This is a genomic window from Azospirillum sp. CT11-132 (assembly GCF_047302835.1).
Taxonomy (GTDB): Bacteria; Pseudomonadota; Alphaproteobacteria; order Azospirillales; family Azospirillaceae; genus Azospirillum.
This window is the reverse complement of sequence record NZ_JBGLZA010000006.1, coordinates 512,903-535,657: the sequence shown is the minus strand read 5'-3', so window position 1 is coordinate 535,657 and position 22,755 is coordinate 512,903. Positions and strand designations below refer to the sequence as shown.

The window sequence follows — 22,755 nt, the reverse complement described above, 5'->3', positions numbered from 1 at the left end:
CGGCCGGGACTCCAGTTAAAGGCGGTACAGTTCACCGCCAAACGACACGACAAGCCGGCATCGGGACCACCGCATTGGTCCCGGTGTCGGTTTGTCGCGTTTTGGGAGGCAGAATCGTGAACCGCATCGGAGGGTGAGGGTCACAAACCATGCGTCCCGGCAGAGCCCGCTTCAAAGGCTGATATTCTGTATACAGAATACGAGTTGCATCGTCAACACCGATCGAAAGGGGTGGATCGATTATGCTGGCTATCGTCGTTCTGATGCTGGCGGCTTTCTCCTCGGGCGCGCTGAATGCGGTCGCCGGCGGCGGCGCGTTCATCACCTTTCCGGCCCTGTTGTTCGCCGGGGTGTCACCGGTGGCCGCCAACGCCTCCAGCACAGTGGCGCTGTTTCCGGGGCAGGCGGCCAGCAGCTGGGCCTACCGGCGGGAGATCGCGGCGGGCGGGCAGGTGAATGTTCCGGTCTTTGCGGCGCTCAGCCTCGTCGGCGGGCTGGCCGGCGCGCTGCTTCTTCTGCTGACGCCGAATGCGGTGTTCGCGCGCTTCGTGCCGTGGCTGCTGCTGTTCGCGACAGCCGTCTTCGCCATCGGCGCCTATGCGCCCGGCATCGTGTCCAGGCTGCGGCTGGGCGGGCGCAGCGTGCTGGTGGTGCAGTTCCTGATCTCGATCTATGGCGGCTATTTCGGCGGCGGCATCGGCTTTCTGATGCTGGCGGCGCTGACCCTGTTCGGGCTGCGCGACATTCACGCCATGAACGGGCTGCGGCTTCTGCTGGCGATGCTGATGAACGCCGCGGCGGTCGGCACCTTCATCGTCGCCGGGGCGGTGTCCTGGCCGGAAACGCTGGCGATGGCGATTGCGGCGATGGCCGGCGGCTATGCCGGCGCCATGGGGGCCAAGCGGGTCGATCCGAAGCTGCTGAAAACACTGGTGGTCATCATCGGAACGGCGTTGACCCTCTACTTCTTTGCGAAGGGAGCCTGATTCGATCGGGGAAGCGCCCGATTCCGCAATCTTCAACCCCACCCCCACATTCCGCATTGACATACGGTATGTGGTATACCAAACTCCAAACACAGTTTGCGCGACAGACTGTTGGATGCCGCTGCAAAGCAACCGGTCAGCCGATGGATGCGGCCGGTGTGGGCAGGCTGGCGTCGTCCAGCCCCACAGCATTCAAAAAGTGAAATCGGGGGAGAGGGGAATCCGGCATGAAGATCTGCATCTACGGATCCGGGGCCATTGGCGGCTATCTCGGCGTGCGCCTGCACCAGGCGGGTGCCGAAGTCAGTCTGGTGGCGCGCGGTGCGCATCTGGCGGCGATGCGCGAGAACGGCGTCACCTTGCTGATGGGGGAGGAGAAGACCGTCGTCCACCCCCGTTGCACCGACAACCCGGCCGAACTCGGCCCGCAAGACTATGTCATCGTCGCGTTGAAGGCCCACTCCGTCCCCGGTGTCGTGCCCGCGATGCAACTGCTGCTGGGTGACGACACCGCCGTCGTCACCGCGGTCAACGGCATTCCCTATTGGTATTTCCACGGCACCGGCGGCGCCTTCGACGGCCGCACCCTGGAGACGGTCGATCCGGGCGCGGTCCAGTGGAACGGTCTCGGTCCGCAGCGCGCCATCGGCTGCGTCGTCTATCCGGCGACCGAAGTGGTGGAGCCCGGCGTCATCCAGCATGTCTATGGCGACAAGTTCTCGTTGGGCGAGCCGGACGGGTCGAAGTCGGAGCGCGTCGTCGCCCTGTCCAAGGCGATGGAGGCCGGCGGCCTGCGCGCGCCCGTGCTCGACCGCATCCGCGACGAGATCTGGCTGAAGCTGTGGGGCAACCTGTGCTTCAACCCGATCAGCGCGCTGACCCACGGCACGCTGGAAGGCATCTGCGGCGACCCGGACACCCGCGCCGTCGCCAAGGCGATGATGCTGGAGGCCAAGGACATCGGCGACAAGCTGGGCGTCCATTTCCGCGTCGACGTCGAACGCCGCATCAACGGCGCCGCTGCGGTGGGGGCGCACAAGACCTCCATGCTGCAGGACCTGGAGCGCGGCCGTCCGATGGAGATCGATCCGCTGCTGTCGGTGGTGCAGGAGATGGGCCGCATGGTCGGCGTGCCGACGCCGACCATCGACGTGGTGCTCGCCCTGGTGAAGCAGCGGGGCGAGAACGCCGGCTGCTACAGCCGGCCGCAGCCCGCGGCTCCCGCTGCCGCACCGGAAGCGGTCGCGGCCCAGTAAGCAAAGTAGGTGGCGCGGCCGGCGCCGAGCCCGAAGGGACCATGGGGCCGGCCGCATCGAACAGGGGGAGGAGCGTCATGAAGGTCGAGGACATTCTCCGCAAGAAGGGCACGCGCATCGGCATGGTGCGCATCAACGAGACTGTCGCCACCGCGCTGCGCCTGATGAAGGCGGAGAACACCGGCGCGCTGGTGGTCAAGGACGTCTGCCGCACCGAAGGCAACACGGTGGTCGGCGTCATTTCCGAACGCGACGTGGTCCGCGCGCTGGTCGACCGCGGGCCCGGCATCCTGGAGCAGGCGGTATCGGCGCTGATGACGCGCGATCCCTATTGCTGCAGCCCGTCGGATACGGTGCGCCATGTGCTGAGCCTGATGGACGAGCACGGCATCCGCCATGTCCCGGTGCTGGAGGGCGCGACGCTGGTCGGCGTCGTCAGCGTCCGCGACCTGATCCGCCGCCAGCTTGAAGAACTGCCGGTGGACAATCTGCCGGCTGGAGAACTGCCCATCGCGGCCTCGGCCGCCGAAAGCTGGGACTTCCCGGTCGTCGCCAACCAGTGACCGGTGCCGGTGGGGCCGGCGCAAATCGGTTGCCGGCTCCCCTGCCTTTGCCGCTTCGGCGCTAGCCCGCCCTGATCTGGACGCGGGTGGATTTTGCCCGCCGCCATGGCCGGCCTTCGAAAGCAAACGACATGAAGATCGCGATACCCAGGGAGCGCCGCCCGGGCGAGCGCCGCGTCGCCGCGTCTCCCGAAACCATCAAGAAATTCAAAACTCTCGGATTGGATGTCGTCGTTGAGAGCGGGGCCGGTCTCGGTTCCAGCATCACCGACGCGGCCTATGAGGCGGCGGGGGCCGCCATCGCCGCCGACGAGGCGTCGGCGCTGGCCGATGCCGACATCGTGCTGAAGGTGCAGCGGCCGCTGATCGCCGGTGAGGGCGATGTGGACGAACTGGCGCTGATCCGCAAGGGCGCGCTGCTGTTCGCCATCCTCAACCCCCACAACAGCCGCGACCATGTGAAGGCCTACGCCGATGCCGGCGTGAACGCCTTCGCCATGGAGTTCATGCCGCGCATCACCCGCGCCCAGGTCATGGACGTGCTGTCCTCCCAGGCCAACCTCGCCGGCTACAAGGCCGTCGTCGATGCCGCCAGCGAGTATGGCCGCGCCTTCCCGATGATGATGACCGCCGCCGGCACCGTTCCGCCGGCGCGCGCCTTCATCATGGGCGTCGGCGTCGCTGGCCTGCAGGCGATCGCCACCGCCAAGCGGCTTGGCGCCATCGTCTCGGCCACCGACGTGCGCCCGGCGGTGAAGGAGCAGGTGCAGTCGCTGGGCGGCAGCTTCGTCGCCGTCGAGAATGACGAGTTCCGCCAAGCGGAGACCGCCGGCGGCTATGCCAAGGAGATGTCGGACGACTACAAGCGCCAGCAGGCCGCCTTGGTCGCCGAGCACATCAAGAAGCAGGACATCGTCATCACCACGGCGCTGATCCCCGGCCGCAAGGCGCCGATCCTGGTGACGGCGGAGCATGTGGCGTCGATGAAGCCGGGGTCGGTCATCATCGATCTGGCGGTGGAGCAGGGCGGCAACGTCGAGGGCGCCAAGCTGGGCGAGGTGGTGACCACGGCCAACGGCGTGAAGATCGTCGGCCATGCCAACTACGCCAGCCGCATCGCCGAAAGCGCCTCGCTGCTCTACGCCAAGAACCTGCTGGCGCTGCTGACGTCGCTGCACGGGAAAGACACCGGCGTGGCCGTCAACTGGGACGACGAGATCGTCAAGGCCATCGCGCTGACCCGCGACGGCGCCATCGTGCATCCTGCCTTCGCGGACGCCCGCGAAGCGCAACCCGCGTGAGGAGGCGGATCCCATGGAACACCCGGATCCCGCAAGCAACATCGCCGCTTTCCGTGAAATCCTGGCGAACCTGAGCAATCAGGTCGATATGCTGGCCGCCCAGGTCGCGCACAGCACGCAGCCGGTCACCGAGGCCGCCGGCGGTCACGGCAGCTTCTTCGTCACCGGCCTGACGGTGCTCGTTCTGGCCTGCTTCGTCGGCTACTACGTCGTCTGGCGCGTCACCCCGGCCCTGCACTCGCCGCTGATGGCGGTCACCAACGCCGTGTCGTCGGTCATCATCGTCGGCGCGCTGATCGCCGCCGGCCCGGCCGGCTTGGACTTCTCCAAGGTCCTGGGCTTCCTCGCCGTCATCCTGGCGTCCGTCAACATCTTCGGCGGCTTCCTCGTGACCCAGCGCATGCTCTCCATGTTCAAGAAGAAGGGCAAGTAAGACCATGGAAACCTTGTCGGCCCTTCTCTATCTCGTCGCCTCCATCTGCTTCATCATGGCGCTGCGCGGGCTCTCCAGCCCGGAGACCTCGCGCCAGGGCAACATCTACGGCATGGTCGGCATGACCATCGCCATCCTGACCACGCTGGCCTCGCCCATCGTCCAGTCCTATTGGATGATCGTGCTGGGCATCGCCATCGGCGGCGCCATCGGCTATGTCGTCGCCAAGAAAATCGAGATGACGGCGCTGCCGCAGTTGGTCGCCGCCTTTCACTCGCTGGTCGGTCTGGCCGCCGTCTTCGTGGCGCTCGCCGCCTTCTACTCGCCGGAGGCCTACGGCATCGGCCTGCGCGGCGCCATCGCCAAGGGCTCGCTGGTCGAGATGGCGCTGGGCACCGCCATCGGTGCGATCACCTTCACCGGCTCGCTGGTCGCCTTCGCCAAGCTGCAGGGTCTGGTCACCGGCAAGCCGCTGGTCTTCCCGATGCAGCACCCGCTGAACGCGGCGCTGGGCGTGCTGACCGTCATCCTGATCGGCTGGCTGGTGCAGTCGAATGCCGATGCGGCGCTCTGGCTGATCGTGGCGGTTTCGCTCGCTCTCGGCTTCCTGCTGATCCTGCCGATCGGCGGTGCCGACATGCCAGTGGTCATCTCGATGCTGAACAGCTACTCCGGCTGGGCGGCTTGCGGCATCGGCTTCACCCTGCAGAACAATCTGCTGATCATCACCGGTGCGCTGGTCGGCTCCTCGGGCGCGATCCTGTCCTACATCATGTGCAAGGGCATGAACCGCTCGATCTTCAACGTCATCCTCGGCGGCTTCGGCGGTGAAGTTGCCGCGGCCGGCGGTGAGGCCAAGGGTCCGCAGGGCAGCGTCAAGGCCGGCTCGGCCGAGGATGCCGCCTACATCATGAAGAATGCCCAGTCGGTGATCGTAGTGCCGGGCTATGGCATGGCGGTGGCCCAGGCGCAGCATGCCCTGCGCGAGATGTCCGATGCGCTGAAGCACGAGGGCGTCGACGTGAAGTACGCCATCCACCCGGTGGCGGGCCGCATGCCCGGTCACATGAACGTGCTGTTGGCGGAAGCCAACGTGCCCTATGACGAGGTGTTCGAACTGGAGGACATCAACCGCGACTTTGGTACGGCGGATGTGGCCTTCGTCATCGGCGCCAACGACGTCACCAATCCGGCCGCCAAGACCGACCCGTCGAGCGCGATCTACGGCATGCCGATCCTGGACGTGGAAAAGGCCAAGACGGTGTTCTTCATCAAGCGCGGCATGGCGGCGGGGTATGCCGGTGTCGAAAACGAGCTGTTCTTCCGGCCGAATACGATGATGCTGTTCGGCGACGCCAAGAAGGTGACTGAAGAAGTGGTGAAGGCGATGGAAGCGTAACGGGGGTTCTTACGGAAAAGCGCGCCGCTCCGGATGGGGCGGCGCATTTTCTCTTTTGTTGAAGTATCGGCTTCGAGTGCCCCCACCCTAACCCTCCCCCGCTGGGCAGGGGAGGGAATTGGACCTTTGTCGGCGTTCGGCGGCAGTCCCTCCCCCGCCCAGCGGGGGAGGCTAGGTGGGGGCAATCGGAGCCGACACTATTCCACCACCAGATCGTCCAACCTGAACCCCGCGATCTTGTAGATCTCCTCCAGCGCCCGGCCGAATTCCACTTCCGGCTCGTTGGCCACGCGCTCGCGCATCGCCGCCAGGATCTCCTGCTTGCTGCTGAAGCGCACCGCCATGATGAAGGGGAAGCCGAACCGCTCGCGATAGGCGCGGTTCAGGTCGCGCTGTTCCTGCGCTTCGGCTTCCGTCAACTCGTTCAGCCCGGCCTTCGCCTGCTCGGTCTGGGAAAAGGCGGTCAGGTTGGCGGCGCGGGTCGCACGGTCGGCGAGGTCGGGGTGGGCGAGGATCAGCGCACGCTGCCGCTCCGTCCCGGCGTTGCGGACGATGCCGGTCATCACCGCGCGCAAGGCTGCGGCATCGGCGAAGGGCCGCTCGTCCCAGGCGGCCTCGGCCACCCAGGGGCTTTCCTCGAACACCGCACCCAGCGCCGCGACGAAGGCGGCGCGGTCCATCCGGTTCAGATCGTCCAGGTTGTAGGGCATCTGCGCTCTCACTTCGCGGTGTAGGGATGTTCGGCGATCCAGTGGCGGGCGATGTCGAGCCGCGTCGCCACCCACGCCTTGTCATGGCCACGCACATAGTCGAGGAAGCGCGCCAGCGAGGCCGCACGGCCGGGCCGGCCGACCAGACGGCAATGCAGGCCGACCGACATCATCTTCGGCGCCGTCTCCCCCTCCGCATAGAGCGTGTCGAAGCTGTCCTTCAGGTAGGCGAAGAACTGGTCGCCGCTGTTGAAGCCCTGGTTGGTGGCGAAGCGCATGTCGTTGGCGTCGAGCGTGTAGGGCACGATCAACTGCGGCCGGCCATGGCTGTCGTCCCAATAGGGCAGGTCGTCGGCGTACGAGTCGGCGTTGTAGACGAAGCCGCCCTCCTCGGCGACCAGCCGCCAGGTGTTGGGGCTGCACCGCCCAAGATACCAGCCGAGCGGCCGCTCACCGGTGACGCGGGTGTGGACTTCGATGGCGCGCAGCATATGGTCGCGCTCCACCTCGGGCGGCAGATGCTGATAGTCGATCCAGCGCCAGCCATGGGTCGCGATCTCCCAGCCGGCGGCCTTCATCGCGGCGACCACCTCCGGATTGCGCTCCAGCGCCATGGCGACGCCATAGACGGTGACCGGCAGGTTACGCTCGGTGAACAGGCGGTGCAGCCGCCAGAAGCCGGCGCGGGAGCCGTATTCGTAGATCGACTCCATGTTCATGTGGCGGGCGCCGGGGATCGGTTGGGCGCCGACGATTTCCGACAGAAAGGCCTCCGACGCGGCATCGCCGTGGAGGACGCAATTCTCGCCGCCCTCCTCGTAATTGATGACGAACTGCACCGCCACCCGGGCGCCGCCCGGCCAGTTGGCCTGCGGCGGGGTGGCGCCATAGCCGATCATGTCACGGGGGTAGCCCTGGGGTTGGGCGGTCTCGGTCATCGTCGTCTCGCTCGCTGCGGTCGAAGCGGGGACTACGCTAAGCCATTGGCGGCAGGGGGTTCAATCGGCGGATTGGGCGCGGGGCTGAAGACAGTTTCCGGATTTTGGAGGGTGGGCGGGGGTGGGGGGTGATCTATCGTCGCCGTTAGACCCCCACCTATCCTCCCCCGCTGGGCGGGGGAGGGACTGCCGCCACTTTCCCGAACAAGCGCCAATCCCCTCCCCCGCCCAGCGGGGGAGGGTTAGGGTGGGGGGTCTAACGCCGGCAACGCGCAGAATGGAGACCACCCCCATGGGCCGCCTGACCACCCACGTCCTCGACATTGCCGCCGGCCGTCCGGCGCCGGGCATGCGCATCCGCCTGACGGCGCTGGATACCGGCACCATCCTTGGCGAGTTCACAACGAACGCCGACGGCCGGCTCGACGCCCCGGCGCTCCAGGGCGACGAGTTCAAGCCCGGACGCTATGAACTGCTGTTCATGGCCGGCGACTATTTCCGCCGCACCGGCGCCATCTCCGGCGATGGCCCGGACTTCATCGACGAGGTGCCTCTGCGCTTCGGCATCAGGGACGCCGCCCAGCATTACCATGTGCCGCTGCTGGTTTCGCCCTGGGCTTATTCCACCTATCGCGGCAGCTGACGCGCTCTGCCCCGTTCGCGCCGCTTTCCAGCCTGTGGAAAAGGCAACCCATTGATTTGCCGCACCCACCATCCGCGCGCTTAGCTGTCCTCAGGAACAATCGCGTTTGGTGAGGAGTCGAGCGATGGCGAGAATGACGGCGGCGGAAGCGGCGGTGCGGGTGCTGGAGCGGGAGGGCATCGACGTCTGCTTCGGCGTCCCCGGCGCCGCGATCAACCCCTTCTACGCGGCGATGCAGCGGCGCGGCACGATGCGCCATGTGCTGGCCCGCCATGTGGAGGGTGCCTCGCACATGGCCGAAGGCTACACGCGGGCCAATGCCGGCAACATCGGCGTGTGCATCGGCACCTCCGGCCCGGCCGGCACCGATATGATCACCGGCCTCTATTCGGCGATCGCGGACTCGATCCCGATCCTGTGCATCACCGGACAGGCGCCGCGCGCCCGCCTGCACAAGGAGGATTTCCAGGCGATCAACATCGCCGACATTGCCAAGCCTGTCGCCAAATGGGCGGTGACGGTGCTGGAGCCGGCGCAGGTGCCCTACGTCTTCCAGCAGGCCTTCCACCTGATGCGCTCCGGCCGGCCCGGCCCGGTGCTGATCGACCTGCCGATCGACGTCCAGATGGCGGAGATCGAGTTCGACGACGAGGCCTATGAGCCGCTGCCCGCTTACAAGCCGGCGGCCACCCGCCAACAGGTCGAAAAGGCGCTGGCGATGTTCGCGGCGGCGGAGCGTCCGCTGGTGGTGGCCGGCGGCGGCATCATCAACGCCGATGCCTCCGACAAGCTGGTCGAGTTCGCCGAGTTGCTGGGCGTGCCGGTGATCCCGACGCTGATGGGCTGGGGCACCATCCCCGACGACCATCCGCTGATGGCCGGCATGGTCGGGCTGCAGACCGCCCACCGTTACGGCAACGCGACGATGCTGAAGTCCGACTTCGTGCTGGGCATCGGCAACCGCTGGGCCAACCGCCACACCGGCTCGGTCGAGGTCTACACCAAGGGCCGCAAGTTCGTGCATGTCGACATCGAACCGACCCAGATCGGCCGCGTCTTCATGCCCGACCTCGGCATCGTCTCTGACGCCGGTGCGGCGCTGGACATGTTCATCGCGGTGGCGAAGGAGTGGAAGGCCGCCGGCAAGTTCAAGGACCTTGGCGCCTGGGTCAAGGACTGCCAGGGCCGCAAGCGGTCGATGCACCGCCGCAGCGACTTCGATCAGGTGCCGATGAAGCCGCAGCGCGTCTATCAGGAGATGAACAGCGCCTTCGGCCAGGACACCACCTACGTCACCACCATCGGCCTGTCGCAGATCGCCGGCGCGCAATTCCTGCACGTCTACAAGCCGCGCCACTGGATCAACTGCGGCCAGGCCGGCCCGCTGGGCTGGACCCTGCCGGCGGCGCTGGGCGTCCGGGTGGCCGATCCGAAGCGGCGCATCGTCGCCCTGTCCGGCGACTACGACTTCCAGTTCATGATCGAGGAGCTTGCGGTCGGCGCCCAGCACAAGCTGCCCTACATCCATGTGCTGGTGAACAACGCCTATCTCGGCCTGATCCGGCAGGCGCAGCGCGCCTTCCAGATGGACTTCCAGGTGCAGCTGTCCTTCGAGAACATCAACGCGCCGGAGATCGGCGTCTATGGCGTCGACCACGTCGCGGTGGCCGAGGGGCTGGGCTGCAAGGCCATCCGCGTCACCGAGCCCGACCGCATCCAGGACGCCTTCGCCCAGGCCCAGGCCTGGATGGACGAGTATCAGGTGCCGGTCGTCGTCGAACTGGTGCTGGAGCGGGTGACCAATATCTCCATGGGCACCGACATCGACAACGTCACCGAGTTCGAGGAGACGCTGGACCTGCCGGTGGACGAGAGCGAGACGGTTCTGGTCTGACGATCCTGTCCGTCTGACGAAAGCCGCCGGGGCGCCGATGCGCTCCGGCGGCTTTCTTTTTGACGGATTTGCTGCATTGCGCAAATTCCCTCGCCGCACTGCGCGTGCTAGCGTCGATGCCGATCCGCAGTCGGGAAGGGAGTCCGCGCGAGCATGGCGTTGCTTGAGAACATGCGCATCTTCGTCCGCGTCGTCGAACTGGGCAGCCTGTCGGCCGCCGGGCGGAACCTGCGCATGTCGCCCGCCATGGTCAGCCACCGCATCCAGCAGCTGGAAACCCATCTCGGCGTCCGGCTGCTGAACCGCACGACGCGGCAGTTGCAGGCGACCGAGACCGGCATGGACTTCTACCAGAGCTGCCTGGAGGTGCTGGAGGCGGTCGAGCGTGCGCACAGCAGCATCGCCGCCGGGTCCGGCGTGCCGTCGGGCAGCGTGCGGGTGACGGCGCCGCTGGGCTTCGGCCGCCGCATCCTGGCGCCGCTGGTCCCGGACTTCTGCGCCACCCACCCGCTGGTGGAGGTGCGGCTGCGCCTGTCCGATCATCTGCTGGATCTGCTGCGCGAGGCGGTGGATGTCGCGGTGCGGATGGCGGTGCTGAAGGATTCCAGCTTCGTTGTCCGCAAGATCGCCGATGTGCGGCGGGTGCTGGTGGCCGCCCCCTCCTACCTGTCGGAGCGTGGGATGCCTTCAATGCCGGCGGACCTGTCCGGCCACAACTGCCTGCTTCTGCGTTTTCCCGGCACCCAGCAATATCAATGGAGCGTGCTGGAGAATGGCGAGCCGGTGAAGCTGCCGGTGTCGGGCCGCTTCGACGCCGACGACGGCGACGTGCTGACCGGCTGGGCGCTGGACGGCCGCGGCATCGCCATGAAGCCGCTGTGGGAGGTGGCGGACCATCTCGCCAGCGGCGCGCTGGTGCCGGTTCTGCCGGACTTCCCGCCGGAGCCCGTGACGCTGGCCGTGCTTTATCCCCATCGCGCGCTGGTGCCGGCCAAGGTGCGGGCCTTCGCCGACCATATGGTGCCGAAGATCAAGGCGGCGCTGACGGCGATCTCGCCGGATACAATCCTGTAGGGCAGTCAGCGCCGACATTTCCTGAACGATCGCGCAGATCTTGCGAACGCCCGCGCATTCAGCGTTCGGCGCCCGGCGTCTATCGTTGCCGTTCCCCACAACGGAGACGACTCATGAACAGCTCAGCACCCACCTCGAAGGTCGTGGCGATCACCGGTGCCAGCAGCGGCATCGGCGAGGCGACGGCCCTGCGTCTGGCCGCGTCCGGCGCGAAGCTCGTCCTCGGCGCCCGCCGGGCGGATCGGCTGGACGCGCTGGCTCGACGCATCGCGCAGGCCGGCGGCGAAGCGGTCTTTCTGCCGACCGATGTCCGCCGGCGCGGCGACCTGACCGCTCTGGTCGGGCTGGCGTGCGAGCGGTTCGGACGGCTTGATGTCCTCATCAACAATGCCGGGATCGGTCCGATCTCGCCGCTCGACGAGTTGCGGGTCGAGGATTGGGAAGACATGGTGGACGTCAACATCAAGGGCGTGCTCTACGGCATCGCTGCGGCGCTGCCGGTCTTCCGCGCCCAGGGAAGCGGCCATTTCGTCACCACGGCATCGACCGCCGCGCACCGCACGGTGCCCACCATGGCCGTCTATGCCGGAACGAAGGTCGCCGTCCGCACCATCTGCGAAGGGCTGCGGCAGGAGGCCGGCGAGACCCTTCGGGTGACGGTCGTGTCGCCGGGTTTCGTTCGCACGGACTTTATCGACGGCATCACCAGTGCGGAGGTGCGGGCGCGGGTTGCCGCATCACGCGACGCGCTTGGGATCCCGCCGGACGCCGTCGCCCGTGCCATCGCTTTCGCCATCGACCAGCCTGCCGACGTCGACATCAACGAGATCATCGTCCGCCCCACCGCGCAGGCCTGACCGCGCCGCCACCAGCCCGGCTGCCGCATGCTTGTTGCGGTAGAGGCTCGGCGCCATACCGAAGGTCCGCTTGAAGGCGTTGCTGAACGCGCTTTCCGACTGGTAGCCGAGCGACAGGGCGATGGCCGACACCGACGTCGTCTCGCAGCACAGCTCCCGCTCGGCCAGCCGCATGCGCCAGTTCAGCAGATAGGTGAGCGGCCCGACCCCGGCCGCCGCCTTGAAGCGTACGGCGAAGGCCGTCCGCGACATGCCCGACGCCCGCGCCAGTTCCCCGAGTTGCCAGGCGCGGCCGGGATCGCCGTGCATCAGCCGCAGGGCGGGAACGAGGCGCGGGTCGCGCAACGCGCCGGCCCAACCGGGACCGAGCGGACCGGATGTGGCGAGATGGGCGCGGATGATCTGGACGAACAGCATCTGCGCCAACTGACCCGACACCAGCATGGTGCCCGGCCGTCCTTCGGCCAATTCGCTTCCGAGCTGGTCGAGCAGCCAGCGCATGGCGGGCGCCTCCGCCGCTCCCGACCGAACATGGATCAGCGGCGGCAACACGTCCCGGAGCAGGTGGCCACGGATTGGATCGAGCGTGACATGCCCGCCGACCGCCAGGAACTCCGCGCCGTTGCCGACCGTCACCCGGTCACCCTTCGTCGGATCGCCGGCCGCGGCGGCGAAAGCGCCGGCGCCGTCCTCCGCGGGCAGGGCAAGGTCGCTGCCGAGCCGAAATGGCTGCTCCGCGGCCAGCATGATCACGTCGCCGGTGGCGAGGTGCCGCGGCTCATCGATGCCGTCCACCGCCAGCCAGACGTCGCCCGTCATGATGGCGATGAATTTGATCATCCCCGGCGGTGGGAAGCGCATCGCCCAGTTCCCGCCGGCCGCCAGCCGGCCGGACACGGCGCAGCGGCTGCCCGCCAGCGTCAGGATGTCCGAGAGTGGATCGCCGTCCGCGGAAGGGCGGACCTCCACCTCACACCCCCCGTGAGCGCACCAGCAGCACCCGCGCCTCTTCCGCCGCGCGGGTCAGGTGGGGCAGGAACTGCACCTCCATCTCCGGGCAGGTGACGCGGGCGGCCTGGGCGCTGATGTTCATCGCCGCGACTACGCCGCCCGACGCGGTGCGGATCGGCACGGCGATGGAGCGCAGCCCCAGCTCCAGCTCCTGGTCCACCAATGAGAAGCCGCGCTCCCGCACCCGCTCCAGTTCGCGTTTCAGTGCGTCGGCCGCCGTGATAGTCCGCTCGGTGTAGGGCTTCAGCGGCACCCGCGCCAGATAGGCGTCCAGCTCCGCCTCCGGCAGCGCCGCCAGCAGGACGCGGCCCATCGAGGTGCAATAGGCGGGCAGGCGGCTGCCGACATTCAGCCCGACCGACATGATCCGCTTGGTCGCCGCGCGGGCGATATAGACCACGTCGTCCTCGTCCAGCACGGCGGCGGAACAGGATTCCTGCACCGCCCCGCTGACCTGCTCGATCAGCGGGTCGAGGATCGTCGCCAGCGGGGCCGACGACAGGAAGGAATAGCCCAGCGCCAGGATCTTCGGCCGCAGATGGAAGGTCCGGCCGTCCGATCCGGCATAGCCCAGTTGCATCAGCGTCAGCAGGCAGCGCCGTGCCGCCGCCCGCGGCAGGCCGGTGATCTTGGCGATGTCGGCGATGGTCAGGTTCGGCTCGCGTTCGGTGAAAGCGCGAATCACCGACAGGCCACGGGCCAGAGAGGTCATGAAGTTCGGGTCGGACGCTTCCTCCGCCGCGCCGGATGACGGCTCGTCCGCGGCCTTGGCCAGATGCTGAGTGTCGGCCATGCGATGGCTCCTTCCCCGAAGAGCGGTCCTAGGACGGCCAAATTAGGGCGATTACCGCGCAATAGCCAGAAAAATCGAACAAAACCGTCCGCAACTCCGTCGGCGGCAGAAATAGTTCGAGGTGCCCGCAATTGATGTTGCGGGTGTCTGGCATCTGGTATACCGTATCGATAATTCAAAACGACGCGCCACAGGGCGATCACCCGGACGCTCGCACAGGAACGCTCACGACAACAAGCGGCGCCGATGGCGTCGGCGCGCAAAGGGTCGGAAACGTGATGAACCGCGAAAGATTCAGTGTTGAACCCCTCGAACAGGGGATGAGCTTCAAGGCCAAGGCCTACCAATCGCTGCGACAGGCCATCACGCAGATGAACATCTACGGCCAGAGCAACGAGATCAGGTTGGACGAACGCCGTCTGTGCGAAGCGTTGGGTGTCAGCCGCACCCCGGTGCGTGAGGCGATGGCGCTGCTGGAACAGGAGGGGTTCATCCGCTCCCAACCGCGGCGCGGGATCTTCGTGGTGCGCAAGACGAAGGCCGAACTGGTGGAGATGATCACGGTGTGTGCCGCCCTGGAAGGCATGGCGGCACGCCTGTTCGTCGAAAACGCCACCACGGACAAGCTGGAACTCCTGCACGCCGCGTTCGACAAATATACGAAAGCCGAGTTGGCGGAGCATGTCGCCGAGTATTCGGACGCCAACATCGTCTTCCATCAAAGCATCGTCCAGGCTTCGGGCTCCACCCTGATCTCGGACCTGACCGACCGCTTCTTCATCCATATGCGTGCGATCCGCCGCGCGACGATGGGCCTCGGCGACCGTGCCGACCAGTCCGTCCACGAGCATCGGGAAATCATCGAGGCGCTTGCCGCCCGCGATGCCGATCTCGCGGAACGCCGCGTCCGGGAACACACGCTCGGTCTCGCACAGTACGTGGAACGGCATTGCGCCTTCCTCGACTAACCGATCTTGAACCTTTTTGGAGCCTCGGGGAGGAGTCACCCATATGTCTACTGCGGCTGCAACGATCACTAAGAACCAGGCCACGGAAGCATCTGTTGTCGAAGACGCGCCGGCGCTGACCGACGGCTTCCAGCTCGTCATCGACGCGCTCAAGCTCAACGACATCAACAACCTGTATGTCGTCCCCGGTATTCCGATCTCCGACCTGCTGCGCATGGCGCAGGCCGAGGGCATGCGCGTCGTTTCGTTCCGCCACGAACAGAATGCCGGCAACGCCGCCGCGATCGCCGGTTTCATGACGAAGAAGCCGGGCGTCTGCATGACGGTGTCGGCGCCGGGCTTCCTGAACGGCCTGACCGCTCTGGCGAACGCCACCACCAACTGCTTCCCGATGATCCTCATCAGCGGCTCGTCGGAGCGCGAGATCGTCGACCTGCAGCAGGGCGACTATGAGGAGATGGACCAGCTCGCCATCGCCAAGCCGCTCTGCAAGGCCGCCTTCCGCATCCTGCACGCCCAGGACATCGGCATCGGCGTGGCGCGTGCCATCCGCGCCGCCGTGTCGGGCCGTCCGGGCGGCGTCTATCTCGACCTGCCGGCGAAGCTGTTCTCGCAGGTGATGGACGCCGTGGAAGGCGCCAAGTCGCTGGTCAAGGTGGTCGATCCGACCCCGGCGCAGTATCCGTCGGCCGACGCGGTCAACCGCGCGCTCGACCTGCTGAAGGGCGCCAAGCGTCCGCTGGTCATCTTCGGCAAGGGTGCCGCTTACGCCCAGGCCGACGAGACGATCCGCGCCTTCGTCGAGAAGAGCGGCATCCCGTTCCTGCAGATGAGCATGGCCAAGGGCCTGCTGCCCGACACCCATCCGCAGTCGGCCGGCGCCGCCCGTTCGCTGGTGCTGCAGGAAGCCGACGTGGTCATGCTGGTCGGCGCGCGCCTGAACTGGCTGCTGTCGCACGGCAAGGGCAAGACCTGGGGCAAGCCGGGCTCCAAGAAGTTCATCCAGGTCGACATCGAGCCGCGGGAGATGGACAGCAACGTCGAAATCCATGCTCCGCTGGTCGGCGACATCGCCTCGGTCATGGAAGTGATGCTGAAGGGCATCGAGGGCGGCCTGACCCCGCCGACCGAGTGGATGGCCACCGTCGCGGCCAAGCGTGAGCAGAACGTCGCCAAGATGGCGCCGAAGCTGATGAGCAACGCGTCGCCGATGAACTTCCATGGTGCGCTCGGCGCTCTGCGCCGCGTCATCAAGGAGCGTCCGGACGCCATGCTGGTCAATGAGGGCGCCAACACCCTCGACCTCGCCCGCGGCATCATCGACATGTACGAGCCGCGCAAGCGTCTGGATGTCGGCACCTGGGGCGTCATGGGCGTCGGCATGGGCTATGCCGTCGCCGCGGCGGTGGAGAGCGGCAAGCCGGTGCTGGCGGTGGAAGGCGACAGCGCCTTCGGCTTCTCCGGCATGGAGGTGGAGACGATCTGCCGCTACAACCTGCCGGTCTGCATCGTCATCTTCAACAACAACGGCATCTATCGCGGGACCGACACCAACCCGACCGGCGGGGCCGACCCGTCGCCGATGGTCTTCGTCCCGGGTTCCCGTTACGACAAGATGATGGAAGCCTTCGGTGGCGTCGGTGTCCATGTCACCAACCCGGACGAGCTGTACCGCGCGGTCAACGAGGCGATGGACAGCGGCCGTCCGACCCTGATCAACGCCGTCATCGATCCGGCGGCGGGCACCGAAAGCGGCAACATCGGCAGCCTGAACCCGACCAGTTCGGTCCGTAAGATGCCGTCCTAAGAGACGGCCTCAGGAAGCCAAGCGGCCACACGACTTTAAAAAAGCAGGGGGAGAGATACATGGGCAAGGCACTTCAGGGCGTGCGGATTCTCGACTTCACGCATGTGCAGTCGGGGCCGACCTGCACCCAGTTGCTCGCCTGGTTCGGCGCCGACGTCATCAAGGTCGAACGGCCGGGCGAGGGTGACATCACCCGCAGCCAGCTGCGCGATCTGCCGGACGCCGACAGCCTGTATTTCACCATGCTGAACCACAACAAGCGGTCCATCACCCTCGACACCAAGACCCCCAAGGGCAAGGAGGTGCTGGAGGCGCTGATCAAGACCTGCGACGTGATGGTCGAAAACTTCGCCCCCGGCGTGCTCGATCGCATGGGGTTCACCTGGGAACGCATCCAGGAACTGAACCCCGCGATGATCGTCGCGTCGGTCAAGGGCTTCGGCCCCGGGCCGTTCGAGAACTGCAAGGTGTACGAGAACGTCGCCCAATGCGCGGGCGGCGCCGCCTCGACCACCGGCTTCGACGACGGCCCGCCCATGGTCACCGGTGCCCAGATCGGCGACAGCGGCACCGGCCTGCATCTGGCGCTGGGCATCGTCACCGCGCTCTACCAGCGCAAGGAAACCGGCCGGGGCCAGAAGGTGCTGGCCGCCATGCAGGACGCGGTTCTGAACCTGTGCCGCGTCAAGCTGCGCGACCAGCAGCGCCTTGCCCACGGGCCGATGAAGGAATACCCGCAATATCCGAACGGCGAGTTCGGCGACACCGTGCCGCGGGCCGGCAACGCCTCGGGCGGCGGTCAGCCGGGCTGGATCCTGAAGTGCAAGGGCTGGGAGACGGATCCCAACGCCTACATCTACTTCATCGCCCAGGCGCCGGTGTGGAAGTCGATCTGCAAGGTCATCGGCAAGGAGGAGTGGATCACCGATCCCGACTACGCCACCCCGGTGGCCCGCCTGCCGCGCCTGATGCAGATCTTCGGCACCGTCGAGGAGTGGACCAAGACCCTGAGCAAGTTCGAGGTCATGGACATCCTCAACAAGTACGACATCCCCTGCGGTCCCATCCTGTCGATGAAAGAGATCGCCGAAGACAAGTCGCTCTACGAGACCGGCACGCTGGTCGAGGTGGAGCATCCGACCCGCGGCAGCTACCTGACGGTCGGCAACCCGATCAAGCTGTCCGACAGCCCGACGGAGGTCACCCGCTCCCCCCTGCTGGGCGAGCACACCGACGAAATCCTGCGTGACGTGCTGGGTTTCGGCGAGCGTGAGATCGTCGAAATCCGCGACAGCGGCGCCATCGGCGTCGTGCAGCGGTTAGCGGCGGAGTAACGCACACGCCACGCAAACTTAGTCCCTCCCCCGCCCAGCGGGGGAGGTTAGGTGGGGGTCTAACTCCACCAGCAATAGTGCCTTTAAAATACTGGACCGCGCCTCCCTCTCCCCCGACCGTCCCCTTCCCGGTCGCCTGAGAGCCGAAGCCCGGACTTTTAAAAATCCGCCGCCTGTCAGTCGACAAATTTCCGACTCCCCGCGGCATCCAAAAGACCATTCCCGACAGGGTTGAGACGCAAATCATGAACATTCACGAATATCAGGCCAAGGATCTGCTGCGGGGGTATGGCGTCGCCGTTCCGCGCGGCGGTGTGGCCTTCACCCCGGAAGAGGCTGAATCGGTCGCCCGCGAGCTGGGCGGTCCGGTCTGGGTGGTGAAGTCGCAGATCCATGCCGGTGGCCGCGGCGCCGGTCGGTTCCAGGACAATCCGAACGGCAAGGGCGGCGTCCGTGTCGTCAAGTCGATCGAGGAGGTCGCCTCCAACGCCGCCGAGATGCTGAACCACGTTCTCGTGACCAAGCAGACCGGCCCGGCGGGCAAGGAGGTCAAGCGCCTCTATGTCGAGGAAGGCGCCGACATCAAGCGCGAGCTGTATCTCGGCCTGCTGATCGACCGCGCCACCGGCCGCGTCACCATCATCGCCTCGACCGAAGGCGGCATGGAGATCGAAGAGGTCGCTCACAACACGCCGGAGAAGATCGTCAAGGTCGCCATCGACCCGGCCACCGGCATCCAGGGCTACCACACCCGCAAGGTCGCCTTCGCGCTCGGCCTGGAAGGCAAGCAGATTGGCGCCGCCGCCAAGTTCATCCAGGCCGCCTACAAGGCGTTCGTGGATCTGGACTGCGCCATCGTCGAGATCAACCCGCTGATCGTCACCGGTTCGGGCGACATCCTGGCGCTCGACGCCAAGATGAGCTTCGACGACAACGCGCTGTTCCGCCACAAGGAGGTCGCCGCGCTGCGTGACGAGGCCGAGGAAGACCCGGCCGAGATCGAAGCCGCCAAGCACGAGCTGAACTACGTCAAGCTCGACGGCAACATCGGCTGCATGGTCAACGGCGCCGGTCTGGCGATGGCCACCATGGACATCATCAAGCTCTATGGTGCCGAGCCGGCCAACTTCCTCGACGTCGGCGGCGGCGCCACGAAGGAGCGCGTCACCGCGGCCTTCAAGCTGATCCTGTCCGACAGCGCGGTCGAGGGCATCCTGGTCAACATCTTCGGCGGCATCATGCGCTGCGACGTGATCGCCGAGGGCGTGGTCGCCGCGGCCCGCGACGTGAAGCTGCATGTCCCGCTGGTGGTGCGGCTGGAAGGCACCAACGTGGCGCTGGGCAAGAAGATCCTCGCAGACTCCGGCCTGCCGATCCTGTCCGCCGACAATCTGGACGACGCAGCCAAGAAGATCGTCGCCGCCGTCAAGAAGGAGGCCGCGTGAGATGGCTGTTCTCGTCGATAAGAACACGAAGGTGATCTGCCAGGGCTTCACCGGAGCCCAGGGCACCTTCCACTCCGAGCAGGCCATCGCCTACGGCACCAAGATGGTCGGCGGCGTGACCCCGGGTAAGGGCGGCGCCAAGCACCTCGACCTGCCGATCTTCGACACCGTGTCGGAAGCGGTGGAGAAGACCGGTGCGAACGCCTCCGTGATCTACGTGCCGCCGCCCTTCGCCGCGGACGCGATCCTGGAAGCCATCGATGCCGAGATCCCGCTGGTGGTCTGCATCACCGAAGGCATCCCGGTGCTGGACATGGTCCGCGTCAAGCGCGCCCTGGACGGCTCCCGTAAAAATGGAGTTGGGACCCGCCTGATCGGCCCGAACTGCCCCGGCATCATCACGCCGGACGAGTGCAAGATCGGCATCATGCCGGGCCACATCCACAAGCGTGGCAAGATCGGCATCGTCTCGCGCTCCGGCACGCTGACCTATGAAGCGGTGGCGCAGACCACGGCGGCCGGCCTCGGCCAGACCACCTGCATCGGCATCGGCGGCGATCCGGTCAACGGCACCAACTTCGTCGACAGCCTGGAGCTGTTCGTGAAGGACCCGGAGACCGAGGGCATCATCATGATCGGCGAGATCGGCGGCGACGCCGAAGTCCGCGGCGCCGAGTTCATCAAGGCCTCGGGCACGAAGAAGCCGGTCGTCGGCTTCATCGCCGGCCGCACGGCTCCTCCGGGCCGCCGCATGGGCCATGCCGGCGCGGTGATCTCCGGCGGCAACGACACCGCCGACTTCAAGATCGACTTCATGAAGTCGGTCGGCATCGCCGTCGCCGACAGCCCCGCCAGCCTGGGCTCCACCATGCAGTCCATTTTCAAAGGTTGACCGGTACCCCGCGGGACCGCCGTCCGCGACGGTCCCGCGCTTCACACAAAGCTTCTGTCACTCACGCCATCAGCCGCAACAGACAGGCGCAATCAACGCGCCGGACCCCGAGGGAGATGGGACATGAAAGCGCAAGCCCACACGAGCACTGCCCGCCGCATCATCCACGATGACCCCAGCGAGGGCGCCGCCGCGATCATCAAGACCGCCATCATCGAAACGCCGCGGGTGAAGAACGACAACGGCAAGGACGCCAAGGCCGATGCCAAAGCCGATCGGGGCCAAGTCGTCCAGTCGCTGTGCCGCGCGCTGAACATCCTGACGATCCTCGGCTCCAACGACGGGCCGATGACCCTGACCGAGTTGTCTGAGGCCGCGACCCTGTCGCCCTCCACCACCCATCGCCTGCTGACGACCCTGCAGTACGAGCGCTACGTCCGCTTCGACCAGAGCGCGCGCGGCTGGGTGGTCGGCGTCCAGGCCTATATGACCGGCGCCAATTTCCTGAAGACCCGCAATCTGGTCGATGTCGCCCGTCCCCGCATGCGCCGCCTGATGGAGGAGAGCAGCGAGATCGTGAACCTCGCCGTCGAGGAGAATGGCGAGGCGCTCTATCTGGCCCGCGTCGGCGGTCCCCGCGCCGCCCAGGTCGCGGTGCCGCAGACCGACCGCACGCTGCTGCACTGCTCCGCCGTCGGCAAGGCTCTGCTGGCCGGCATGCCGGAGACCAAGATCCAGACCATCGTCACCCAGCGCGGCATGCGCCAGTTCACCCGCAGCACCCTGTCGTCGCTGCCGGCGCTCTACCGCGACCTGACGCTGGTCCGCACCCGCGGCTATGCCCTGGACCAGGAGGAGCGGGTGTCCGGCCTGCGCTGTGTCGCCGCCCCGATCTTCGACGAGAATTCCCGTGTGATGGGCGCCCTGTCGCTGTCCGGCTCCAGCCGGCGCATCGAGGACGCGCGGTTGCGCGCCCTGGGCGAGATGGTCAAGCGCGCCGCCGCCGCGGTGACGCAGGAACTGGGCGGCCGCGTGCCGGTTCCCAACTGACCCTTACACGGAACAGTAACGCCAAGAGCTGACGGCAGGTGGTGCACGTTGGCATTCCTCCCTGGCGCACTCAGGGCCGCGTTCCTCACGGGACGCGGCCTTTTTTCTTGAGAAAAGAATCGTTTCCACGGAATGGAAAAGCGGCTTTTTTCTCGGGCAAATCGATCGGATCGGTGCGATTGTCTGTCTCGGGAAAGGCGTTCCTTTCTCATCGGGCGGATGTGTTGTTTTGCATGTTCGCGCTTCTCTCGGAGACTGGCCGTGCTGTGTGCAGCACGGCCATTTTTTTGACTTTTCCGCAGGGCGAAATCGGATCCATCGCCGCGTGGACTGGCCGTCCGCCGTGACGACACAGTGCCCCCAAACCCATCACGACGACAGGGCAGGGGAACGATCCGAATGACAGACACCAGAAGCATGACGGCCATCAAGGTGAGCCAGCCCGGCAAACCGGAGGTGCTGGTCGCGGCGCGCCGTCCGGTTCCCGATCCGGCGCCGGGCGAGATCCGCATCGCCGTCCAGGCTGCCGGCGTCAACCGGCCCGACGTGCTGCAACGGCTCGGCAAGTACAATCCGCCGCCCGGCATCACCGACATCCCCGGCCTGGAGGTCGCCGGGACCGTCGATGCGCTGGGCGAGGGGGTTGAGAGCTGGCGGGTCGGCGATCCCGTCTGCGCCCTGTTGGCCGGCGGTGGCTATGCCGAGTTCTGCGTGGTGCCGGCGGCGCAATGCCTGCCTATTCCCGCCGGCCTGTCGATGGCCGAGGCGGCGGCCCTGCCGGAGACCTTCTTCACCGTCTGGTCGAACGTGTTCGAGCGCGGTGCGCTCCAGCCCGGCGAGGCGTTGCTGGTCCATGGAGGCACGTCCGGCATCGGCACCACGGCGATCCAGCTGGGTGCGGCCTTCGGCGCGCGCGTCTTCGCCACCGCCCGCGGACCCGAGAAATGCGGCGCCTGCGTCCGGCTGGGCGCCGAACGTGCCATCGACTACGCCGAGGAGGATTTCGTTGCGGTGGTCAAGGAGGCGACCGGCGGCGCCGGCGTCAATGTGGTGCTGGACATCGTCGGCGGCGACTACGTCGCCCGCAGCATCGACGCGCTGGCGGTCGAGGGCCGCTATGTCTGCATCGGCTTCGTCCGTGGGGCGACGGCCAACGTGAACTTTTTCCCGGTGATGACCAAGCGGCTGGTGCTGACCGGCTCCACCCTGCGGGCGCGTCCCGTTGCCTACAAGCAGGCGGTGGCGGAGCAGCTGAAGGCACGGGTCTGGCCGCTGATCGAGCAGGGCAAGGTCAAGCCCGTCGTCCACGAGGTCTTCCCGCTCGACCAGGCCGCCGACGCCCACCGGCTGATGGAGAGCAACCAGCATGTCGGCAAGCTGGTGCTGGCGGTGGGGTAATGA

General features: G+C 66.8%; 21 protein-coding genes. 17 read left to right on the top strand and 4 right to left on the bottom strand.

Annotated elements, in window-relative coordinates; translation table 11 throughout:
• The first annotated feature begins 242 nt into the window (after positions 1 to 242).
• From ACCD06_RS26330 to ACCD06_RS26305, 6 genes are all read left to right on the top strand, one after another.
• A complete protein-coding gene (locus ACCD06_RS26330; RefSeq protein WP_136703978.1) occupies positions 243 to 986 on the top strand; it encodes a sulfite exporter TauE/SafE family protein in 744 nt (247 codons plus the stop codon).
• A 227-nt stretch (positions 987 to 1,213) separates the two neighbouring features.
• Positions 1,214 to 2,242 (top strand): 2-dehydropantoate 2-reductase, encoded by a 1,029-nt coding sequence (locus ACCD06_RS26325; protein WP_413344620.1) that lies wholly within the window; start codon positions 1,214 to 1,216, stop codon positions 2,240 to 2,242.
• Between the two features lie 77 nt (positions 2,243 to 2,319).
• Positions 2,320 to 2,805, top strand: coding sequence for a CBS domain-containing protein (locus tag ACCD06_RS26320; RefSeq protein ID WP_109157814.1), 486 nt, complete (start codon positions 2,320 to 2,322; stop codon positions 2,803 to 2,805).
• Between the two features lie 131 nt (positions 2,806 to 2,936).
• A complete protein-coding gene (locus ACCD06_RS26315) occupies positions 2,937 to 4,106 on the top strand; it encodes a Re/Si-specific NAD(P)(+) transhydrogenase subunit alpha (RefSeq protein ID WP_413344617.1) in 1,170 nt (389 codons plus the stop codon).
• Positions 4,107 to 4,119: 13 nt separating this feature from the next.
• Positions 4,120 to 4,539, top strand: coding sequence for an NAD(P) transhydrogenase subunit alpha (locus ACCD06_RS26310; protein WP_413344615.1), 420 nt, complete (start codon positions 4,120 to 4,122; stop codon positions 4,537 to 4,539).
• Positions 4,540 to 4,543: 4 nt separating this feature from the next.
• Positions 4,544 to 5,938 (top strand): NAD(P)(+) transhydrogenase (Re/Si-specific) subunit beta, encoded by a 1,395-nt coding sequence (locus ACCD06_RS26305; protein WP_413344613.1) that lies wholly within the window; start codon positions 4,544 to 4,546, stop codon positions 5,936 to 5,938.
• 197 nt (positions 5,939 to 6,135) lie between these two features.
• Here the strand turns inward: ACCD06_RS26305 and uraD are convergent, their stop codons facing one another.
• On the bottom strand, positions 6,136 to 6,648 hold the full coding sequence (gene uraD / locus ACCD06_RS26300; RefSeq protein WP_413344611.1) for a 2-oxo-4-hydroxy-4-carboxy-5-ureidoimidazoline decarboxylase: 513 nt from the start codon (positions 6,646 to 6,648) through the stop codon (positions 6,136 to 6,138).
• Positions 6,649 to 6,656: 8 nt separating this feature from the next.
• Positions 6,657 to 7,586, bottom strand: coding sequence for an allantoinase PuuE (puuE, locus tag ACCD06_RS26295; RefSeq protein WP_109157701.1), 930 nt, complete (start codon positions 7,584 to 7,586; stop codon positions 6,657 to 6,659).
• Between the two features lie 292 nt (positions 7,587 to 7,878).
• Between puuE and uraH the strand changes: the two genes are divergently transcribed.
• The 4 genes from uraH (at position 7,879) to ACCD06_RS26275 (ending at position 12,054) form a co-directional block, all read left to right on the top strand.
• Positions 7,879 to 8,229 carry a hydroxyisourate hydrolase gene (uraH, locus tag ACCD06_RS26290; protein ID WP_109493037.1) on the top strand — a complete coding sequence of 117 codons (351 nt, stop codon included), beginning with the start codon at positions 7,879 to 7,881 and terminating at the stop codon, positions 8,227 to 8,229.
• A gap of 124 nt (positions 8,230 to 8,353) precedes the next feature.
• Entirely contained in the window at positions 8,354 to 10,123 is a 1,770-nt protein-coding gene (gcl, locus tag ACCD06_RS26285) for a glyoxylate carboligase (RefSeq protein WP_413344609.1), read from the top strand.
• 153 nt (positions 10,124 to 10,276) lie between these two features.
• A complete protein-coding gene (locus ACCD06_RS26280; protein ID WP_413344607.1) occupies positions 10,277 to 11,197 on the top strand; it encodes a LysR family transcriptional regulator in 921 nt (306 codons plus the stop codon).
• Positions 11,198 to 11,310: 113 nt separating this feature from the next.
• Positions 11,311 to 12,054 (top strand): SDR family oxidoreductase, encoded by a 744-nt coding sequence (locus ACCD06_RS26275; protein ID WP_413344605.1) that lies wholly within the window; start codon positions 11,311 to 11,313, stop codon positions 12,052 to 12,054.
• On the opposite strand, the gene ACCD06_RS26270 is transcribed toward ACCD06_RS26275, so the two are convergent.
• Both ACCD06_RS26270 and ACCD06_RS26265 read right to left on the bottom strand, forming a co-directional pair.
• The gene (locus ACCD06_RS26270) at positions 11,935 to 13,023 is read right to left on the bottom strand and encodes an AraC family transcriptional regulator (RefSeq protein ID WP_413344603.1); all 1,089 of its coding nucleotides are present in this window, start codon (positions 13,021 to 13,023) and stop codon (positions 11,935 to 11,937) included. The genes ACCD06_RS26275 and ACCD06_RS26270 overlap by 120 nt on opposite strands.
• A gap of 1 nt (position 13,024) precedes the next feature.
• The gene (locus tag ACCD06_RS26265) at positions 13,025 to 13,858 is read right to left on the bottom strand and encodes an IclR family transcriptional regulator (RefSeq protein WP_109157678.1); all 834 of its coding nucleotides are present in this window, start codon (positions 13,856 to 13,858) and stop codon (positions 13,025 to 13,027) included.
• 134 nt (positions 13,859 to 13,992) lie between these two features.
• Between ACCD06_RS26265 and ACCD06_RS26260 the strand changes: the two genes are divergently transcribed.
• From ACCD06_RS26260 to ACCD06_RS26230, 7 genes are all read left to right on the top strand, one after another.
• Positions 13,993 to 14,826: a GntR family transcriptional regulator gene (locus tag ACCD06_RS26260; RefSeq protein WP_247871039.1), complete on the top strand. Its 834-nt coding sequence runs from the start codon at positions 13,993 to 13,995 to the stop codon at positions 14,824 to 14,826.
• Between the two features lie 43 nt (positions 14,827 to 14,869).
• Positions 14,870 to 16,633, top strand: a complete 1,764-nt coding sequence (oxc, locus tag ACCD06_RS26255) for an oxalyl-CoA decarboxylase (protein ID WP_199232158.1) — start codon at positions 14,870 to 14,872, stop codon at positions 16,631 to 16,633.
• A 59-nt stretch (positions 16,634 to 16,692) separates the two neighbouring features.
• A complete protein-coding gene (gene frc, locus ACCD06_RS26250) occupies positions 16,693 to 17,967 on the top strand; it encodes a formyl-CoA transferase (protein WP_413344600.1) in 1,275 nt (424 codons plus the stop codon).
• A 245-nt stretch (positions 17,968 to 18,212) separates the two neighbouring features.
• Entirely contained in the window at positions 18,213 to 19,412 is a 1,200-nt protein-coding gene (sucC, locus tag ACCD06_RS26245) for an ADP-forming succinate--CoA ligase subunit beta (RefSeq protein WP_413344598.1), read from the top strand.
• 1 nt (position 19,413) lies between these two features.
• Positions 19,414 to 20,304 (top strand): succinate--CoA ligase subunit alpha, encoded by an 891-nt coding sequence (gene sucD, locus ACCD06_RS26240; protein ID WP_149224628.1) that lies wholly within the window; start codon positions 19,414 to 19,416, stop codon positions 20,302 to 20,304.
• Between the two features lie 123 nt (positions 20,305 to 20,427).
• Complete coding sequence (locus ACCD06_RS26235) at positions 20,428 to 21,354, top strand: IclR family transcriptional regulator (protein WP_109074641.1); 927 nt, start codon at positions 20,428 to 20,430, stop codon at positions 21,352 to 21,354.
• Between the two features lie 399 nt (positions 21,355 to 21,753).
• A complete protein-coding gene (locus tag ACCD06_RS26230; RefSeq protein WP_413344595.1) occupies positions 21,754 to 22,752 on the top strand; it encodes an NAD(P)H-quinone oxidoreductase in 999 nt (332 codons plus the stop codon).
• Positions 22,753 to 22,755 lie beyond the last annotated feature (3 nt).

What these genes read in the sequence shown, in the direction of transcription:
- ACCD06_RS26325 (WP_413344620.1), top strand. Translation starts at nt 1,214, where the DNA reads ATGAAGATCTGCATCTACGGATCCGGGGCCATTGGCGGCTATCTCGGC.
- ACCD06_RS26235 (WP_109074641.1), top strand. Translation starts at nt 20,428, where the DNA reads ATGAAAGCGCAAGCCCACACGAGCACTGCCCGCCGCATCATCCACGAT.
- uraD (WP_413344611.1), bottom strand. Translation starts at nt 6,648, where the DNA reads ATGCCCTACAACCTGGACGATCTGAACCGGATGGACCGCGCCGCCTTC.
- ACCD06_RS26260 (WP_247871039.1), top strand. Translation starts at nt 13,993, where the DNA reads ATGTTGCGGGTGTCTGGCATCTGGTATACCGTATCGATAATTCAAAAC.
- ACCD06_RS26310 (WP_413344615.1), top strand. Translation starts at nt 4,120, where the DNA reads ATGGAACACCCGGATCCCGCAAGCAACATCGCCGCTTTCCGTGAAATC.
- puuE (WP_109157701.1), bottom strand. Translation starts at nt 7,586, where the DNA reads ATGACCGAGACCGCCCAACCCCAGGGCTACCCCCGTGACATGATCGGC.
- ACCD06_RS26330 (WP_136703978.1), top strand. Translation starts at nt 243, where the DNA reads ATGCTGGCTATCGTCGTTCTGATGCTGGCGGCTTTCTCCTCGGGCGCG.
- ACCD06_RS26280 (WP_413344607.1), top strand. Translation starts at nt 10,277, where the DNA reads ATGGCGTTGCTTGAGAACATGCGCATCTTCGTCCGCGTCGTCGAACTG.
- ACCD06_RS26230 (WP_413344595.1), top strand. Translation starts at nt 21,754, where the DNA reads ATGACAGACACCAGAAGCATGACGGCCATCAAGGTGAGCCAGCCCGGC.
- oxc (WP_199232158.1), top strand. Translation starts at nt 14,870, where the DNA reads ATGTCTACTGCGGCTGCAACGATCACTAAGAACCAGGCCACGGAAGCA.
- sucD (WP_149224628.1), top strand. Translation starts at nt 19,414, where the DNA reads ATGGCTGTTCTCGTCGATAAGAACACGAAGGTGATCTGCCAGGGCTTC.
- gcl (WP_413344609.1), top strand. Translation starts at nt 8,354, where the DNA reads ATGGCGAGAATGACGGCGGCGGAAGCGGCGGTGCGGGTGCTGGAGCGG.
- ACCD06_RS26265 (WP_109157678.1), bottom strand. Translation starts at nt 13,858, where the DNA reads ATGGCCGACACTCAGCATCTGGCCAAGGCCGCGGACGAGCCGTCATCC.
- ACCD06_RS26275 (WP_413344605.1), top strand. Translation starts at nt 11,311, where the DNA reads ATGAACAGCTCAGCACCCACCTCGAAGGTCGTGGCGATCACCGGTGCC.
- frc (WP_413344600.1), top strand. Translation starts at nt 16,693, where the DNA reads ATGGGCAAGGCACTTCAGGGCGTGCGGATTCTCGACTTCACGCATGTG.
- sucC (WP_413344598.1), top strand. Translation starts at nt 18,213, where the DNA reads ATGAACATTCACGAATATCAGGCCAAGGATCTGCTGCGGGGGTATGGC.
- ACCD06_RS26320 (WP_109157814.1), top strand. Translation starts at nt 2,320, where the DNA reads ATGAAGGTCGAGGACATTCTCCGCAAGAAGGGCACGCGCATCGGCATG.
- ACCD06_RS26315 (WP_413344617.1), top strand. Translation starts at nt 2,937, where the DNA reads ATGAAGATCGCGATACCCAGGGAGCGCCGCCCGGGCGAGCGCCGCGTC.
- uraH (WP_109493037.1), top strand. Translation starts at nt 7,879, where the DNA reads ATGGGCCGCCTGACCACCCACGTCCTCGACATTGCCGCCGGCCGTCCG.
- ACCD06_RS26305 (WP_413344613.1), top strand. Translation starts at nt 4,544, where the DNA reads ATGGAAACCTTGTCGGCCCTTCTCTATCTCGTCGCCTCCATCTGCTTC.